The organism is Halobacillus andaensis (assembly GCF_014636475.1).
Taxonomy (GTDB): domain Bacteria; phylum Bacillota; class Bacilli; order Bacillales; family Halobacillaceae; genus Halobacillus_A; species Halobacillus_A andaensis.
Map to the genome: position 1 here is coordinate 501,090 of NZ_BMEL01000003.1, position 17,659 is coordinate 518,748.

The window sequence follows — 17,659 nt, forward strand, 5'->3', positions numbered from 1 at the left end:
ATAATGGAGGTTAAACAAAATAGCTCAACTCTCCTACTCGAGGAAAACTGAGCCTGAATGAAACCTGCTGTTCTTTTATGCATTCTATGTCTTCATCAAAGATCTTAAATATGTGATCATTATCTTCGGGGAAATAACTTGTGTTTGATATAAGAAACCTTACCTTCCTGCTTATTTATTCAAAATACCTAAGTATTGTTCCCACGGACCAACATCTTTTCTATACCTCTCGGCCATGACGCGTGTGATTTGAGTGATATGAGTTAAATCATGAACCACCCACGTAGAAAGCAGTTCTCTCACGTTCACTTTTCCGAAATCAGGATGTGATGCCTTCATGTCAAGGTGTACATCAGGATCCACAAGTTCTCTAAGTCTAGTTAAGTTTTGTGTTCGAATCGTCTTAAATTCTATTAACTTTTGTTCGATTGAAGTTTCAGCTGAACTCTTTAAATGAGCAAACCGATCAAAAGGAGGAAACGAGTGTTGTTCACCTTCTTGAAGCATAACTTCCAGCCTGGGAATCCAGTTGTTTCTCTCAGCTTCAATAAGATGTTCCACTACCTCCGCAGCATTCCACGTATCATCGCCTTCGTTGCATTTCAGCCAACCTGCTGATAAACCCGACAGGTATTGATTTAACACAAGAGGAGTTCTTTCGAGTACTTCAACCGCTTCGTTTACAGAAAAATTCATCGGGCTTGCTCCTTTCACTTTATTTAGAAAATGTTTAAAATAGGATTCCTATAGACATAAAGAGTAACATATAAATAGTAATGGTAAGCATATTATAGCCTCTCTTTATAGGGAAGGAGAGAATTAGAATGGAAAGTATTCGCAGCAAACAATTTAAGATCATACTCAAACTTGCAGGAAAAAAAATATTTTGGAGAAAATCTGGAGAAATGCTGAAAGAAGGCATTGCGACAAGGCGTTTATTAAATCATGAACCCCCTCAAAAGCTCAGGGATAATTTCTCTATAAAGAAAGTTGAAATGAATGGACACTATTATTATGAGATGAAACCTTTGAAGCCAGAGAATGATCTGCACATTTTTTATACCCATGGTGGAGGCTATGTACATAAGATCACGAGGCAGCATTGGAAATTTTTAGGTCGACTGGCTGATAAATTAAGATGCACCATCACCATTCCCCTGTATCCATTGGCACCTGAGCATACGTATCAACAAACATTTGACTTTGTTTATGCGTTATACGAGCAGGTGGTAAACAAAGTTGAAGACCCTTCAAATCTCGTATTCATGGGTGATTCTGCAGGTGGAGGGCTGGCATTGGCACTTGCTCAGCTTTTACATGAAAAGCAAGCCCCTCAACCAGGCAAAATCATTCTCATTTCTCCGTGGCTGGATTTACACTTATCTAATCCAGAAGTAGAAGCAATTGAGAAGTATGACCCGTTCCTTACTAGAACGGGCGTAATTGAAGCAGGTAAAATGTATGCTGGAGATGCAGACCGCTCTCTTTATTTATTAAGCCCGATCAATGGAGATGTAACAGGGCTCGGTGAGATCTCCATCTTTATGGGCAGCCATGATATTTTAGCACCTGACGCAAGAAAATTTGTTAAGAAAGCAAAAGAGCAAGGAAAAGAAATCGATTACCATGAAGCCCAACACATGATTCATGTTTATCCGATCTTTAATTTTCCTGAGGCGAGGGCTGCATTACAGCAAATCATAAGTAAAATTCACTCCTCATGAAAAAAGAAAGAGTTTATCTCCACCGTTTAGCGATGGACTCAATGTGTTGAGGCGACGTACGGCAGCACCCTCCAATAATCCGTGCCCCCGCCTCATACCAAACATCAGATTGAACATCAAATGGAGTACAGGATTCCTCCCCGTGCCACGTGTTCGTCTCGGCATCATAAGTTTCGCCTGAATTAGGATAGATAATGATCGGCTTGTCGGTCATTTTGCAGATCTCACTAATGGCTTCGGTAGCATCGGGGATAGGCGAACAATTGACACCGATCGCGGCCACTTGTTCATATTCACTTAATACCTTCGCGCAATCCTGCAGATTAGTTCCGTCACTTATCGTTTCTCCATTTTTCAACGTAAAGGAAATCCAAGCATAGGTATCTGGAAATTCTTTTAATAACGAAGCTAGTACCTTCGATTCCTGAAAAGATGGAATCGTCTCAAGAGCCAGCACATCGGCTCCTGCTTCTACTAACGCTTGCATTCTTGGACGATGAAACTCAGCTAAATAATCATCCGAAACTCCGTAATTCCCTATATATTCAGCACCATCGGCAAGATAAGCGCCGTACGGTCCTACGGAACCAGCAACCAGCGGTTTCGGACGGTTCGTACTCTCCCCTCCCTTCCAGAAATCATCTCTTGCCTGTCTTGCCAGTTCCACCGTTTTTTTCATTAACTCAAACGCTTCCTTCTCTTCTATGCCACGTTTTGCAAACCCATCAATTGTTGCCTGGTAGCTGGATGTAATCGCACAGTCTGCGCCCGCCTTGAAATAATCATAATGCACCTGACGTATCACTTCTGGATCATCAAGTAAAATACGAGCTGACCAAAGAGGATCGTCCAAATCATAACCATGAGACTCAATTTCCGTAGCTAATGCACCGTCGAGAATGAGAGTAGGATACTGTTGTAAAATAGATTTTATAGGATTAAGTGTTGAAATGGACATATTTTTTCCTCTTTTCATAAAAGTTTAGTAAAAAATGACCTTCATACAACCAAAAGGTTCTAAAGACATTTATTGAGATTTAGAGATTATATTCTTTGAAGGAGATTGCCACAACTATCTAGACGAGCCAAGTATTTCTACCCGTCCTTTAACTCAAAAATCAAGCCGTTATAATTTCTGCCAGGTGTCAGTTTTAGTTCATGGTCCGTCACTTTATAGCTTACCGTAATCAAACGAGCAATTAAAATACACCAGAACGAATCCATTACGATCAGTAGAACATAAAGAAGATTCATATAGGTAGAGGGCCTTCTTTCAAGGAATCGACCTGCGATGTTCTTTCGATGAACTAGTTTTCTATATTCCTTGCTCTTCTACCCCCATTGAAAGAACATATAAACTAAAACAATGAACAAAGTCTGCAATGCGTTTTCAAACCAAGTAAGTGACCCATCCTTAAAGTAGTCAAAAACCATGAGCCAAAGAAAGAATGCTGAAAAACCGATCAAATACATTTATTCGGAATGGTTTCCGTCATCTATTTTTGAACAAATCGTAGGGCCGGAAATTTTGTAGAACGAGCATAAAGACCTATCCTCTCCAGTCTTCAAAAGTGAAATATGGATTCCTATAAAGAAAGAGACTGGGACATAAGTAAAGCAGGGATGTCAAAAAACGAACATTCGTATAATCGCAGATCATTAGCGTAGTCAAAATGCGAAGACTCCTGTGGGAACAGCGCGAGCCGAAGATCCCGCAGGAAAGCGCTCTTTGCTTTCTGAGGAAGCTGAGGCCGTGCCCACGGAAAGCGAAGTATTTTGACGGAGCGATGCGAGTGAATTCTCTTTAACATAAATCATCGACTTGCTGCTCAGTGATCGTACCTTGATGGAAATACAATTGCCACCTCTCATCGATAAACTTCCAAATCGAACTGCGGAGTGTATTCCTTTTTCTTGTTTTATCTTCTACAAAATACGTAGCTAAGACCACATCAGATGCTAATGGCTGAATCTTATATTGATGCAGCGTCATATCAGATAAAACAACTCCACCTACAAGGCATTCTTGTTTATCAATTTTATACCCTGAACTTCCTATTTCCCAGAAGTCATCCGCTAGTATTTGATCAAGTTCTTCAGACGAACGGCGCACCTCAAGGTTTAAATGTCTTTCCTCCAGCTCTTTTAATTGTTCTATAAGATCAACATTCATCAGCTTCGCCTCATTTCCCTGGTGATGATGACAAATCTACAGACTAGTTTCTCTTTTTAACAAAATAACCAATAACAAAAATGACAAGTAACAACCCCAGCACAGTAATCATTAAACTAGCAAACACCGAATCTTCATCCCAGTACTCATTCTCACCGTAAGTATACTCACCTTCTCGATGAGCTTTAATAAACCTGCCATCCTCTTCTTGCACAGCGATAGCTTCCTCTGTACTAATCCCTTCAATTGAAAAGTACTTCGTGCCTTCTCTATATGCATTAGAAAAGTTGCCTCGGTATTGTTCCATATCTGAATAGGAAGTCACGTGACCAATCTCCCTGTCTACCTCATTAACCTATTCCTCACTGATAACGTATGTATATCCATCCCACACCACGAAAGAATACGCCCATGAGGTAGCGAAGCTTGCTTGAGGCAGTACAATTCCTGAAATCAAAACCAGCACAAGTAAAGAAAAAGATTTCATACTCCTCTCCCTTCCCTAGAACACGTGATAACTACTCCCTCAAACGATGCTGCCATTTCAATCCTTAAGAGTGGCGGTTCAAGACAAGCAATACTAATTGATATAACGTTTAAACCAATCGTCCACCTCTTCAGTGTATTCTTCGGCATAATTCGTTAACCCATGACCTCCGCCTTCGTATTCCTTATATTTGAAATCTTGACTCCTGGGCTCTAGTTGATCAGCAAGCTTCCTGGAATGCTCTACAGATACTTTTTCGTCTTCATCTCCATGCAGAATGAATAGAGGTGAACTTAGCTTTTCAGACCAGTAACTAGCAGAACGCTTTTCGTATTCTTCTTTTTCAGTGTCAGGATCACCAACCCATTCAGCCAGTCCTCTTTTCATAGCTGCTTCACGTTCTTCGTAAAAAAGAAAAAGGTCCGAGATCCCACTCACAACAGCGGCTGCTTGAATATCCATCTCTTCCTTAAGGGCTAAATAAGTCATCATCCCTCCACGAGAAGTCCCGAGCATCACTTTATTATTGGTATCTACATCTTCAAGCTCTTCTGCTACATGAGTTAGGTTTAACACATCATTGATATCGGCGCCGCCGAACTCTTCCTTTCCCTCTCCTCTATCATTCCCTCTGTATTGGGAGGCCAGAACGACATACCCTTTATTTGCCCAATAGGAGAGATAGCCGGATAACATCCTTTCATCAATTTTTGAATACTCTTGATTGCCTCCTCTATTAAAAATAAGTAAGGGGAGATCCTCATTAATTTCTTTAGGTTTTACAACAAAACCCGACACTTCTAATCCATCACTTCTATAGTTTAACTGGTAGGCTTCCGTAGTTTTAGAATGAGAGGTTTCTGGAATTTCTATCTTTTCATTACTCAATATGTAAGGTTCATGAGAACTCGATTCACTGCAGCCAGCCCCCATCACCAAGAACAAAAGGGTAAGAATTCGCAAACAGAACTTATACAATTTATCCCCCCTTCCTAGATAGGTAATTGGTGCAGCGTCCAGAATTAACATCAGCTTTCAACTAAATCATTGAAATGATTCTGCTGATTGAATCAACTCGTCTTTCGTTATGTTCTTCTCAGACCCTTCCATGAAATACTTCAGCTCATAGCTGATATCATCCTCTTTCCACACTAATCTCTTAGAAGATTCGTCTTTACTTTCACCATATTCCCCTTGAGTGTCACCTACCTCAACCTGTTCTGTGGCTACATCGTCACCGTAATTAATATCACCTTTAGTCGTCATCAATTCGATTATAGTAGGTCCTTTCCCAATGAATTCAAAATTAAGTAATGTATCCTTTTGACTCATCGGACCTGGAGTGTAATTATAATCTTCTACTTCATAAGGCAATTGAGCAGGCAGCTTAGGTTGAAAGGATTCTGCATTTAATTCTTCTTCAAGGGCTGAATGATCAAATGGTTCTAAGTCATCTGCACTTCCATCGGAGCATCCAACAAGAAAAACAAGCATAGTTACAAAAAACAAACGTTGAACAGCTTTCAATGCGATCCTCCTTTCCTTTAAAGAAACATACCAATGAAGACACTTAGAAATATGAAGACCATGCCTCCAATCATAAAATATCCGATGATACGAATACCCTTAGGCAACTGTTTTAAGCCAGCCCTCTGGGTTGGGTACCCTTCAATTTTAGATAAGTGATCCATTCCATCATTAAAAGGTTTGTTGTTATTTTTGTAAGGGATAATAAAAAACTCCTTTATATTTTTTTACCAGTCATTCATTAACTATTTATTATGTACGTACGATTCCACAGCCAAAGAGTTTCAATTGAATCCTAATTTTACCGATAATCATTGTCATTAAAAGATTGACAGTTATAATGTATGTACTTAGAATTGGAAAATATCCATTTACAGGAAAACAAAAAGAGCAGGAGGGATTAATTGAATAGAGTTAAAAACTACACGGCTATTGGTACCTTATTTTTACTCTTTTCAGCGGTATTGACAGCCGGCAGCAATGTCTATTATTCAAATCAAGTACAACACATAAGTCCCTTCACTTTTACCTTTATTAGCTTCTTCATTACTGCTCTATTTTTTCATGCGGTACAGTTGAGTAACTATTCAGGGAAATCACGTGTGCGTACAAACAATTTAAAAGATATGATTGGCATTAATCTTAGTACGGCTGGTGTATTTATGAGTTTTTATTTTGCCTTGAAATACATAGAACCTGCCATCGTTGGAGCAATTGAAATTGGTGTGGGTCCGATGTCATCGTTAATCATCGTGAGAATTTTTTACCGTCAATCTGTAAATAAAGTGGATGTAGTTACAGGGATTGGGGCGTTTATTGGAAGTCTGTTTCTTATCTTCGCAACGCTGCAAGGGAACTCGGGCGTAGCTTTTTCTTCCATTCCCCTCGCAGCAGCGGGCCTTGTTTCCGCTGCACTATGTGGGTTCTTTGCCGCTTTAGCTGCGATCTATTCAAAAAAACTTAGTGAAGCCCAATGGAGCACTTCCAAAATTTTAGCTCATCGGTTTTATGCCATCATCGTATTGTCGCTCATCTTCTCTATACAGCAAGGTGGACTGCTGGGACAATTGACATCTAATTGGGCATGGATTTTAGTCGTTTCGATCATTGGTGTTGCCCTCCCATTGTATTTCCTGCAAGTCGGCATTCAACATTCTGATACGTTTTTTGTCATGATGTCCTTATCATTTATACCTATATTCACTTTTGCATTTCAATTCTTCGATCCTAGAATCAGCACTTCCTATCACTCATTATTTGGCGTTACGATTATATTAGGGTTTGCTTTGTTTAGCGTGTATGTAAATAACGTAAGAAATCAACCTATTCAGGAAAGAAAAGAGATGGCGCTATGAACCGTTATCTCTTTTTTCTCTAAGGGTAAAGATAAATTCACTTCCAAACGCAGCTAGTCATCCTATCCAAAATATTAAAAACATAGAGAAGAAATAACTGCCACCTCTTTCCAATTCTCAGGTTTAAATAATTTAATGACATCCACCTCGATTAACTAACAAATATTTCTACTATTTCTTCATTTTAGTATAAACCAGCATTCATAAATAGATTAGATGGGAGAACTACTGTAAATAGGGTTTTAGTTCTTTCAGAAAGCTAGTAGAATGGAGCATAGTACAACTTAAAAAGAAGGTGCTTAAAGTGAAGGAAAACGAAATAGAACTGTTAAGGCTAATCGAGAAAAACGCTAATTTAGAAGTTGAAAAAATCGCTAAGTTAATGGGTAAAAGTATAGAAGAGGTTCGCGAACTGCTGAACCAGCTTGAAGAAAAGAAAGCCATTCTTGGCTACTCTACGCTGATCGACTGGGCTAAAGTATTAGATGGTGAAGAGGTTACCGCGATGGTTGATGTGAAAGTGACGCCAGCCCGCGGGGTTGGTTTTGATAAAGTAGCTGAACGTATTTACCGGTTTCCTGAAGTCAAAGCTGTTTATCTGATGTCGGGAGCTTACGATTTGTCCGTATCAGTAAAAGGTAAAACGATGACGGAAATCGGCAATTTCATTTCTGAAAAACTTTCTACTTTGGATTCTGTTCTATCGACCACGACACACTTTGTTTTAAAACGCTACAAGCATGACGGCATTATTTTGCATGACGATGATGACGATGACAAAAGAATTGTGGTATCACCATGAATAAAACTTCTTATATCTCAAGACATGTTGCTGATCTGAAGCCTTCAGGCATTCGCCGTTTTTTTGATTTAGCGGCTCAGATGGAAGATGTTATTTCGCTTGGGGTAGGCGAGCCTGATTTTGTCACACCATGGAATTTTATCGAACAAAGCTTTCATGCGCTTGAACAAGGATACACGTCTTATACGGAAAATGCGGGGATGCTGGAGTTACGTGAGGAGATCAGTAATTATCTGCACAACAGTTTTCAGCTCTCCTATGATCCAAATGATCAGGTCATTGTTACGGTAGGGGCGAGTCAGGCGATTGATCTTGCTTTGCGGACAGTTGTTGAGCCCGGCGATGAAGTCATTGTGGTTGAACCAGGCTTTGTAGCTTATGTCCCGACTGTCAGTTTAGCTGGCGGAACACCGGTTACCATTCAAACCAAACCGGAAAATGAGTTTAAATTAAAACCAGAACAAATCGAAGAAGCGATTACTCCACGAACAAAAGCGATCATGCTGTGTAACCCGAATAACCCGACAGGTACGTTTTTATCTCGTCAGGAATTAGAGCAGCTTGCCGAAGTTATTAAGAAGCATGATTTGCTTGTATTGTCAGATGAGATTTATGCTGAATTGACCTATGACGAAGCCTACACAAGCTTTGCCGCTATTCCTGACATGAAAGAACGCACGATTTTGATCAGCGGTTTTTCAAAAGCTTTTGCCATGACAGGCTGGCGCCTGGGCTATGCATCAGGACCCTCGGAAATCATCTCAGCCATGGTAAAAATTCACCAGTACACGATGATGTGTGCACCGACCATGGCTCAGCATGCAGCGTTAGAAGCGATGAAAAATGGAAAGCCAAGTGTGCAGGAAATGATTGAAAGCTATAAACAAAGAAGGAACTTTATTGTTAGCAGCTTAAATGAAATGGGACTAGAGTGCCCAAATCCAGGCGGAGCATTCTACGCCTTCCCATCCATTAAGGCAACTGGATTATCTTCGGCAGAATTTGCCGAGCAATTGCTGCAAGAAGAACAGGTAGCTGTTGTACCAGGTGAAGTATTTGGAGAAAGTGGCGAGGGATACATCCGCTGCTCCTACGCGACCTCTCTTAAACAGCTGGATGAAGCAATGGATCGCATGAAACGGTTCGTTGAAAAAAGAATATAAATAAAAACAGGAAATTCCACACTCTTGGAATTTCCTGTTTTTTTAAGAAATGAACGTTTGAATCGACAAAACACTCTAATAACACACCATAGAAGCAGGATAAAATAGAGCGCTTGATATAATAGCGAACAAAGTAACGATATATACCTTCATTATTTCTAAAAAATTATTGATTACTTAATCTTGTTAAGTTTCATATTCATCACTCTTTTCTCTTACTATTAAATAAGTACTGTTTGGATAATTTCTTATTCCATAACTCTCATCAGGTTTTATAGAGTTGTTACGTAATCGAATAAAAACCCATTTAAGATTAGTAATAATCCTAGAGAAAAATGAACTTTTATCTCATTTATTTTAAATACTTCAAGAAGATAAATAATCACAGCAAGAGTGCCTATGTACTGTACACTTCTTAAGAGATAACTATCTTGAAAGATAATGATACCGGGGATATATTGATGGACGCCAGAGACTAGTCCAAACACAAAAATCATCATGGGTATTCTTAACTTCCATTTCAATCCATCACCTTCTCCATTTTAGTTATTCATAAGTTACTAACAATTATTTCAAATCCCTACACTTCTCACAACCTAAACTTTCACTTTATAGAATATAACGCCAGCCCGCCTGTTCCAAAAGAAGCTTGGCGTTCAACTCGTATTTAACTTCCTCGCCCCATCAGGAAGCGGACAAGCTCTCGTGACGATTCCAATTATGGCTCATCTTGCTGAAATTATTAGAGTGACCAAACAGACGGCAATTCTTGCTTATCAATTCGTCGATGGATTAGGCAACATTCTATTTCCTACTTACGGCTAATTCATGGCGACACTCGCTGTAGCAGGCGTCAAATGGCAGACTTGGGTGAAATACTACCTTCCTCTTTTCGGGATCTGAATAGCGGTGGCGCTTTTTTCCTCATCGGAGCTCAAGTTATTCAATGGACCGGATTTTAAATAGGTTCTCATAGCCTATGAATATTTTCCCAGACCTCTTATGACAATAGACTAAATATACAGAATAATCTAATATCTTGTTACATTATGTCAATTGTAAGTCCCACCTAGACTTGATATAGTGTAAAAAAATGGACAGAGGTGATGGCAATGGATATAAACGGCAGCAGATTGGAAGAACATATTTACACATTGGCTGAAATCGGAAAAATCGGCGAAACAGGAGTGAGGCGGCTCGCTCACTCGAAAGAAGACCGGCAAGCCGTTGATCTCGTTAAACGATGGATGGAAGAGGCTGGGTTAGAAACTCGGATTGATTGTTTCGGTAATTTGATTGGAACAATAGAAGGTAAGAAAAAAGAGAAGCCTAATCTTATGCTGGGATCCCATATCGATTCTCAGCCCTACGGTGGTCGTTTTGACGGCACGGCAGGAGCGCTCGGCGCGATAGAAGTCATACATAGTTTAAAAGATAAAGGCATCACTCCTAACCGAACGATTGAAGTGGTTTGCTTTTCTGATGAAGAAGGCTCCCGCTTCAACAAAGGAGTATTCGGAGTTCGTGCCTTGATTGGTCAATTAGAAGAAGGAGAACTGGAGCGCCAAGATAAAAATGGAATGAGCCGATTAGAAGCTCTTAAAGAGTTTGGCGTTACCCCTGATGTGACACAAAGCCCAGTCTACCAGCCTGGAGACATCGAAGCCTTCCTCGAGCTTCATATTGAGCAAGGTCCTGTCCTTGAGTCTCAAGAGAAACCTGTAGGCATTGTTTCTGCCATTTCCGGCCCTCTTTGGTTAACCGTTACCCTTGAAGGATTTGCGGGCCATGCCGGATCCGTTCCTATGAACCTAAGACAGGATGCGCTCGTTGGAGCTTCTACCATTATCCGCGAATTTAATGAATTGGTTAAAAATGAAGGAACACTTAACACGGTAGGCACTGTCGGCAGCCTGCAAAACTTCCCAAATTCAAGAAACATTATTCCTGAAAAAGTAGAATTCACGATTGATCTTCGAGATATAGACATGGAAGCAAGAAACCGTTTAGAAACAAGGCTATACGAGATCATTAAAAGTACATGTTCTGAATTAAACCTCACCTACTCGTTAAGCGAAGATACGCGCAGTGACCCACGTTATTGTGCAGATTGGATCAAAGACATCATGAGAGAAGAAGATGAAAAACTGGGATATCACTCTCCCACTTTAATGAGCGGACCTTTTCACGATGCACTGTTTATGTCCTACATTAGCGACTATGGCATGATTTTCGTTCGGTGCGAAAAAGGCATCAGCCACAATCCATTGGAATTTGCTGAAATGGAAGATATTCAAAAAGGCGTTGAATTACTCTATCAAACAGCAGTTAAGATTGCTCAGTCATAAATGGAGGGAGAATGATGGCAGCTACGAAAGCTTTTGTGAATGGACAAATCTTCACCTCAGATGCCGGGTACAGCGTACATGCAGCTGTAGCGGTTAAGGATCAATACATTATCCACGTTGGTACAAATTATGACGTTTTGAAACTGACAAACGACAAGACCGAAATCATCGATTTAGAGGGTCGAAGTCTTTTACCTGGGTTCATTGATGCGCATGCCCACCTTGAACTGTACGGGACGAATCAACTCGGGGTGAACTGCAAAACTGTAGATAGTATCCTAGAACTTCAGCAAAAATTAAAGGACGCAGCAGCTCAAACACCAGAAGGAGAGTGGATTAAAGGCTGGGGCTATAACCAAAACCATTTAATAGAAGAAAGACATGTAACGAAGTGGGACTTAGACGCGGTATCCACGGCCCACCCGATCATTGTCGTAAGAACCTGCGGCCATATTTCCTGCGTGAACAGTAAAGCGCTTGAACTAGCTGGCATCACCCCTGCTACACCCGATCCTCAAGGAGGTACATACAACAAACAAAATGGTGAATTGACAGGACTGCTGCTAGAGGCCGCACACATGGAACTGTTCCAGTTGGCTGACTACTCAGAAGAAGAAGTAATGAAAGGGCTGGGAATCGCTTCTGACGATTTTCTCAAACTAGGTATTACAAGCGTTCACGATGCTGGCGGCTATGGAACGAAGCACATCCGCTACCTTCAAAAAGCAGTTAACGAGAATAGAGTTAAACAGCGCGTCTATGCCTTATATGGTTCATTACATGAATCACCCTCTATGGTCGAAAAAGGAATCCAAAGCGGGATGATCACAGGACTCGGAAATGAACATTTTAAAATAGGCCCCGCCAAAGTTTTTATCGACGGCAGCAGCAGCGGTCCGACCTGTAAAACAAGAGAGCCTTATACGAGTAACGCAGAAGACTCAGGTGTGCTGTACTTAGACCAACAAGCTTTAAACGACAGCTTAAGTCCAGCTCATCAACAAGGCTGGCAAATCACGGCTCACGCCATGGGGGATCAAGCCGTCGAAATGCTGCTACATACGATTGAGCATTCTCTCGTTATGCTTCCAAAGGACAATCACCGACACCGAATTGAACATTCAGGGATTACACCGAACGACCTTTTACAAAAAGTCAAAGCCAACAGAGCCATCCCAATATCCAACCCCGCTTTCCTATATGAATTCGGTGATGGCTATGTAAAAGATTACGGTCAGAGGGTTCATCATATGTTTCCGTTGAAAAGATTCGCAGATGAGCAAATCCCTTTTGCCATTGGTTCAGACAGTCCGATCACTAGCGTAAATCCACTAATCGGCATACATGCTGCTGTCAATCGCCGGAGCAAAAACGGAGAACCTCTAGGTCTAGAGCAAGCAATTACTATAGAGGAAGCCATACGAGCTTATACGTGGGCGGGAGCTTACGCAAGCTTTGAAGAAGATCAGAAGGGCACGATTGAAGCTGGAAAACTAGCTGACCTCGTCGTGTTGGATCACGCCATTTTAGATTGCCCGCCAAAGGAGCTTTTAAAGGTTGGCGTTGATATGACGATACTCAACGGTGAAATCGCCTATCACAAACAAAAGGAGGATGTGCAATGACGAAGCAAAAATTTGTGAAAATCTATAGTTTATCCTTACTTGTTCCCTTTTTACTCATGGTCTATCCTCTGTTTTCATTAGGAAACAGAGCGACACCCTTTGTTTTAGGATTACCCTTCTCCATTTTTTGGGTGATTTTCTGGATTATCATCACCTTTATCATCGTTTTATTTTTGTATCGCATCGATCCAGACAAAGATGAAGAGGAAGTGAACTAAATGGGACAATGGCAAATTGCAATGATTATGATGATTGGCTATCTATTTGTTGCCCTTCTTATCGGGGTACTGGCAGGACGTAAACAAGATAAAAGCTCACTGGAAGAATTTACAGTGGCTGGCGGTAATTTAGGATTGTTCGTTATGTGGTTCTTAATGGGCGGTGCTGTCTTTAGTGCCTTCTCATTCTTAGGAGCACCAGGATGGGCTTTTTCTAGAGGAGCTCCTGCACTTTATATCATTACATATACGGCTTTCGCCATTCTTCCCTGGTACATCATTGGGCCGAAGATTGGAAAAATTGGCCGCAAACATAACATTTATACCGTTTCTGGTTTCCTGCAAAAACGTTACACGAGCCGCATTCTCGCTATGCTCATCGGAATCATCACTCTGCTTGCTTCGATTCAATACCTGGCTACACAAATGAAAGGAATGGCGTACATATTCAATATCATGACCGAAGGCCGCATTCCATTCTGGCTTGGTGCTCTCTTATCTTACGGAATCGTTGTTGTGTATGTGGCTACAGGTGGTTTACGTGCAGCAGCCTGGTCTGATGTATTTCAAGGTATTCTGATGATCGTCATCTCATGGACCGTTGGTTTAACAATTGTCAACCAACTCCATGGCAGCATTCCCGAAATGTTCTCAAACTTAACGAAATCCAATCCAGGGTTTCTAGAGATCGGCGTCGAAGGATCAACGATGTCACCAATGGCTTATACGACAACGATATTGGTTTCTACCATCGGGTTCCTCATGTGGCCGCACCTCTTCTCAAAATCATACGCCACCAATGCTCGAACGATTAAGAAAACGGTACTCGTTTATCCCGTCTTCGCCCTTTTCTTAATTCCATTACTGTTTGTAGGTTTTTCAGCAGTAAATGTGATTGATTCGTCACAAATTGGATCCCCTGATGAGATTCTTCCGTTTTTAATTACGACTGTACTTAGTCTGCCAGGTTGGGTCTATGGTCTTGTAGGCGCCGGGGCCTTAGCCGCTGCCATGTCGACAGCCGACGCCATCACGCATAGTGCTTCACTCGAATTCACCGACGGCTTTGTCCGCAATGTAAAAAAAGATTTATCATCGAAAGCCACTCTTCTCATTATGAGAATCGGAGTTTTCATTATTGGCGGGCTCGCCTATTTCATTACCGTATTCGGCGGGCAAGGTTTGATCGCCTTGCTGCTTGGTGCATACGGCTCCATCGTCCAATTCGCTCCCGGAGTTTATGCAGCCCTTTACTCAAAACGAGTCACAGCACCCGCCGTCATCACCGGGCTCATTGTCGGAACTCTCGTCAACTATTATTTCCAGCTGGTCGCTGAAACGAGACCACTTGATATCGACGCAGGAATTTTAGGGTTAATCTGTAACGTTGCCCTCGTGATCCTCATAAGTTCGTTTACTCAAGTAAAAGAACTTCCTATCGCTGAAGAATATAGGAAGATTGGTTCATAACAAAACCAAAAGACCAGCACTTTTTTGGAGTGCTGGTCTAATGTTTCAATGAGCCTTGTTTATTGATCGATCTTATCAAAATATAGCCGGAATCGTTATGTTGTCTATCTGGATGTTTTCATAAATAACGAAATGTGGTTGCATTTTAAAAAACTTTTCTCCATACAAAAAGAGGTTTCCCAAAAGGAAAACCTCTCTCCATCACCCTTCACCTTTATTAGGTTTCATTTTCACTTTGTTAAACGTGACCGTTGAATCCCATACATTCAATCCATAGTAGCCTTCTTCAAAAGTAGCATCTTTTGTATCAATTACTAGCTTATTGTCTAAATAAGCTTTAATCTCCTCTCCTTTGGTCACCACTTCTAAGTGATAATCCTGATTAGCTTTTAGATTTAGATCACCATCCTCATTGTAGGCAACCAAGTCGCTGCCCTTTCCATCTACAAATTTGATAAGTTTAACCGCATTATTTTTCACATCAACGTTTATGGCATACCCGTTCTCAGCTGTTGAATCGGAACGAAAAACTAAAGCGCCTGCTCCTACTAAGTTATCAGTTAAATCCTGGTCAGGATCATCTGGATGAGAGTCGGAATCCATCACTTTAATGGCTGCTTCATACCGGAAATCGCCGCCTTCATCATTCGATAAGGCAAAAGCGTCTCCACTGCTTTGCCCTTGTTTCCCTTCCATCGTCTCTGCCCATTTCCCTGAAACAGGCTTCCAGCCGGTTAAGTTTGTTTTAAATCGATTCTTATCTTTCCAAATACTCTTTAAAGGGTAAATCTCCAGGGAGGTTAACGAGACTTCTCCACCCTCACTATAAATCTCCAACCCTTTACTTAATGGATCTGGAAAAATTTGATCGGTGATGACCGTCTCTCCATTCGCACCAAACACTTCAACGGCTGAGCGGTCAACAAATACGTGCATTTTCATTTTCCCGTCTGAAACGGATAACGAACCCTGATGCAAATCTACTACGTTACTACCATAATCAAAATCATCGGAGTTTGTACGATCGACAAATAATTGTTCAGCTGCTAAATCGTATCCGACCGTAGTGTATTCTTCCCCTTCCCCCTTACGGACTTTAAAGCCAAATTCTGAAGCATTTGTTTGAGAAACATCAAATTCAGCGACCATTTCATACGTATCTCCTGAGAATTCAGAAAGCAGGCTGCTGTCACCGGAAATGACTTCATTCGTATAGGAAGTCTTTTGACTATTGTCTCGAATACTATTTAAAGAAACTGGCGTTTGTTTTAAACGCGTTCCCTCTTCCGTTTGCGAGAGTTCCATTGTACGCGGCAAAGTCATCGAGCTTCTCCAGCTTGAAGTTGGCGTATCATTCGCATACTGCCAGTTGCTCATCCAGCCAAGCCAATATTTTTCACCATTATCGCCTTCTACTCCGCTCCAATCGACTCCCGCATAATAGTCAGCTCCGTAATCGCTCCATAGTACTTCGTCGGACGGATTCTCATTGATAAACGACTTTCCATCAAAATCACCAACAAAGTATTGCATACCAGACCCACCAGCCGGGCCTCCGTCATTGATACTCACCTGCAGCACCCACTTCGTATTGTTGGGATCACCATCGATAGGTAATTCAACTAATGTAGGGCACTCCCAAATTCCTCCATTGCTACCGTGTGTCGAATTGATCCAATCCCCCGACACCGGCGTCCAATCTTCAATTACTCCGCTTTGTTTAATGGCATCTTTTTCGGGTTCTTCAGCCACCTGATCAACCTCTTCTGGCATAGGGCCTTCATGGTAAACGTTAAAATCATCGATATTGATATGCCCCCAGCCGCCAGAAGCCTGATCTACTGCTTTAATATAAAGAACTTCTCCTACATAATCAGAAGCATCCCACACATATCGTTTATAGGTTTCATCATCCTCAAACTTCGCGTTGGCCTGGCGGATTAATTCCTCATCATCCGAGGCTCTGACTAAGGAGACGTAGCGGTTGCTGCTATCATTTCCACCGCCTAGAAGGAAGTTAATTTCTCCCGATCCACCTAGTTCAAAGTAAGAAGAACGTAATTCACCCGTGGCGTTATCTCCATCATGTAGGTCGGAAAAACCCCATAAATGGTACGTCCCTTGCGGATCAAAAGGTCCACCCCAATAACTTGTCGCATCACTGACATGATCATCTGTGAAAGCATTTCCTTTCACAGACTGCCACCCCGTCAGATCTCCTGTTTCAAAATCATGATTCACAATCTCCTTCTCAGACGTTCTAATATTTTCTCCCTTGTTCACATTCTGGAATTGGGTATTAGAATTCCAAACATTTAACCCGAGATGCCCATTTTTAAAGGTACCGTCATTGAGGTCGTGAATAAGCTTATCATCGACATACACTTTAATATTTTCGTCAAACGCATCAACTTTTAATTGGTACGTTTGATCAGTGTCCACACTCATTGATTTTTCAGCTAACACGGTAATATTTCCATCCTCTATCTTCATTAACTTCACAACATCGTGTAACGCATCAACATTGGCAAAGTAACCGTTTTTGGCTTCTTGATCGGCTCTGAAAACGAGAGAGCCGGCTCCACCTTCCCCTTCGTCTCCTGAAACTTTAATATCCGCTTCATATAAAAAGTTTTCGGCGATTTGATCACTTAACGTGAAGGCATCCTCTGTGGAAGCCCCTGTTTTCCCCTCTAAAGAATCTTCCCACGTGCCGGTGACCGCTTTCCAGCTGGACAAATTGGTCAAAAAGTTTGATGTATTTTCA

At 41.4% G+C, this 17,659-nt stretch carries 17 protein-coding genes and 1 pseudogene; 10 read left to right on the plus strand and 8 right to left on the minus strand.

Annotated features, from left to right (window positions below; genetic code table 11):
* Positions 1–171: 171 nt before the first annotated feature.
* The gene (locus IEV27_RS13720) at positions 172–696 is read right to left on the minus strand and encodes a DinB family protein (RefSeq protein ID WP_188378059.1); all 525 of its coding nucleotides are present in this window, start codon (positions 694–696) and stop codon (positions 172–174) included.
* Between the two features lie 128 nt (positions 697–824).
* Here IEV27_RS13720 and IEV27_RS13725 point away from each other — a divergent pair, with 128 nt between their 5' ends.
* Positions 825–1,724, plus strand: a complete 900-nt coding sequence (locus tag IEV27_RS13725) for an alpha/beta hydrolase fold domain-containing protein (protein ID WP_188378060.1) — start codon at positions 825–827, stop codon at positions 1,722–1,724.
* A gap of 13 nt (positions 1,725–1,737) precedes the next feature.
* Here the strand turns inward: IEV27_RS13725 and mmuM are convergent, their stop codons facing one another.
* Both mmuM and IEV27_RS13735 read right to left on the minus strand, forming a co-directional pair.
* The gene (mmuM, locus tag IEV27_RS13730; protein ID WP_188378061.1) at positions 1,738–2,682 is read right to left on the minus strand and encodes a homocysteine S-methyltransferase; all 945 of its coding nucleotides are present in this window, start codon (positions 2,680–2,682) and stop codon (positions 1,738–1,740) included.
* Between the two features lie 137 nt (positions 2,683–2,819).
* A complete protein-coding gene (locus IEV27_RS13735; RefSeq protein WP_188378062.1) occupies positions 2,820–2,978 on the minus strand; it encodes a hypothetical protein in 159 nt (52 codons plus the stop codon).
* Positions 2,979–3,195: 217 nt separating this feature from the next.
* Between IEV27_RS13735 and IEV27_RS13740 the strand changes: the two are divergent.
* Positions 3,196–3,336, plus strand: a pseudogene (locus IEV27_RS13740) (AraC family transcriptional regulator); the annotation flags it as partial.
* Positions 3,337–3,528: 192 nt separating this feature from the next.
* Here IEV27_RS13740 and IEV27_RS13745 read toward each other — a convergent pair.
* The 4 genes from IEV27_RS13745 to IEV27_RS13760 form a co-directional block, all read right to left on the minus strand.
* On the minus strand, positions 3,529–3,897 hold the full coding sequence (locus IEV27_RS13745; protein ID WP_188378063.1) for a nuclear transport factor 2 family protein: 369 nt from the start codon (positions 3,895–3,897) through the stop codon (positions 3,529–3,531).
* Positions 3,898–3,940: 43 nt separating this feature from the next.
* Positions 3,941–4,222, minus strand: coding sequence for a hypothetical protein (locus IEV27_RS13750; protein WP_188378064.1), 282 nt, complete (start codon positions 4,220–4,222; stop codon positions 3,941–3,943).
* Between the two features lie 255 nt (positions 4,223–4,477).
* On the minus strand, positions 4,478–5,362 hold the full coding sequence (locus IEV27_RS13755) for an alpha/beta hydrolase family protein (RefSeq protein WP_188378065.1): 885 nt from the start codon (positions 5,360–5,362) through the stop codon (positions 4,478–4,480).
* A 66-nt stretch (positions 5,363–5,428) separates the two neighbouring features.
* Positions 5,429–5,911 (minus strand): hypothetical protein, encoded by a 483-nt coding sequence (locus tag IEV27_RS13760; protein WP_188378066.1) that lies wholly within the window; start codon positions 5,909–5,911, stop codon positions 5,429–5,431.
* A 404-nt stretch (positions 5,912–6,315) separates the two neighbouring features.
* Here IEV27_RS13760 and IEV27_RS13765 point away from each other — a divergent pair, with 404 nt between their 5' ends.
* From IEV27_RS13765 to IEV27_RS13800, 8 genes are all read left to right on the plus strand, one after another.
* A complete protein-coding gene (locus IEV27_RS13765; RefSeq protein ID WP_188378067.1) occupies positions 6,316–7,266 on the plus strand; it encodes a DMT family transporter in 951 nt (316 codons plus the stop codon).
* A gap of 304 nt (positions 7,267–7,570) precedes the next feature.
* Positions 7,571–8,068 carry an Lrp/AsnC family transcriptional regulator gene (locus tag IEV27_RS13770; protein WP_188378068.1) on the plus strand — a complete coding sequence of 166 codons (498 nt, stop codon included), beginning with the start codon at positions 7,571–7,573 and terminating at the stop codon, positions 8,066–8,068.
* Positions 8,065–9,231, plus strand: coding sequence for an aminotransferase (locus IEV27_RS13775; protein ID WP_188378069.1), 1,167 nt, complete (start codon positions 8,065–8,067; stop codon positions 9,229–9,231). The genes IEV27_RS13770 and IEV27_RS13775 overlap by 4 nt, the downstream gene beginning before the upstream one ends.
* Before the next feature lie 705 nt (positions 9,232–9,936).
* Entirely contained in the window at positions 9,937–10,056 is a 120-nt protein-coding gene (locus IEV27_RS20120; protein ID WP_229735340.1) for a hypothetical protein, read from the plus strand.
* 287 nt (positions 10,057–10,343) lie between these two features.
* Positions 10,344–11,579, plus strand: coding sequence for a M20 family metallo-hydrolase (locus IEV27_RS13785; RefSeq protein WP_188378070.1), 1,236 nt, complete (start codon positions 10,344–10,346; stop codon positions 11,577–11,579).
* A 14-nt stretch (positions 11,580–11,593) separates the two neighbouring features.
* Positions 11,594–13,204, plus strand: a complete 1,611-nt coding sequence (locus IEV27_RS13790; protein ID WP_188378071.1) for an amidohydrolase — start codon at positions 11,594–11,596, stop codon at positions 13,202–13,204.
* On the plus strand, positions 13,201–13,422 hold the full coding sequence (locus IEV27_RS13795; protein ID WP_188378072.1) for a DUF3311 domain-containing protein: 222 nt from the start codon (positions 13,201–13,203) through the stop codon (positions 13,420–13,422). The genes IEV27_RS13790 and IEV27_RS13795 overlap by 4 nt, the downstream gene beginning before the upstream one ends.
* On the plus strand, positions 13,423–14,892 hold the full coding sequence (locus tag IEV27_RS13800) for a sodium:solute symporter family protein (RefSeq protein ID WP_188378073.1): 1,470 nt from the start codon (positions 13,423–13,425) through the stop codon (positions 14,890–14,892).
* Between the two features lie 201 nt (positions 14,893–15,093).
* Here the strand turns inward: IEV27_RS13800 and IEV27_RS13805 are convergent, their stop codons facing one another.
* Positions 15,094–17,640, minus strand: a complete 2,547-nt coding sequence (locus IEV27_RS13805) for a glycoside hydrolase family 32 protein (protein ID WP_373868110.1) — start codon at positions 17,638–17,640, stop codon at positions 15,094–15,096.
* Positions 17,641–17,659 lie beyond the last annotated feature (19 nt).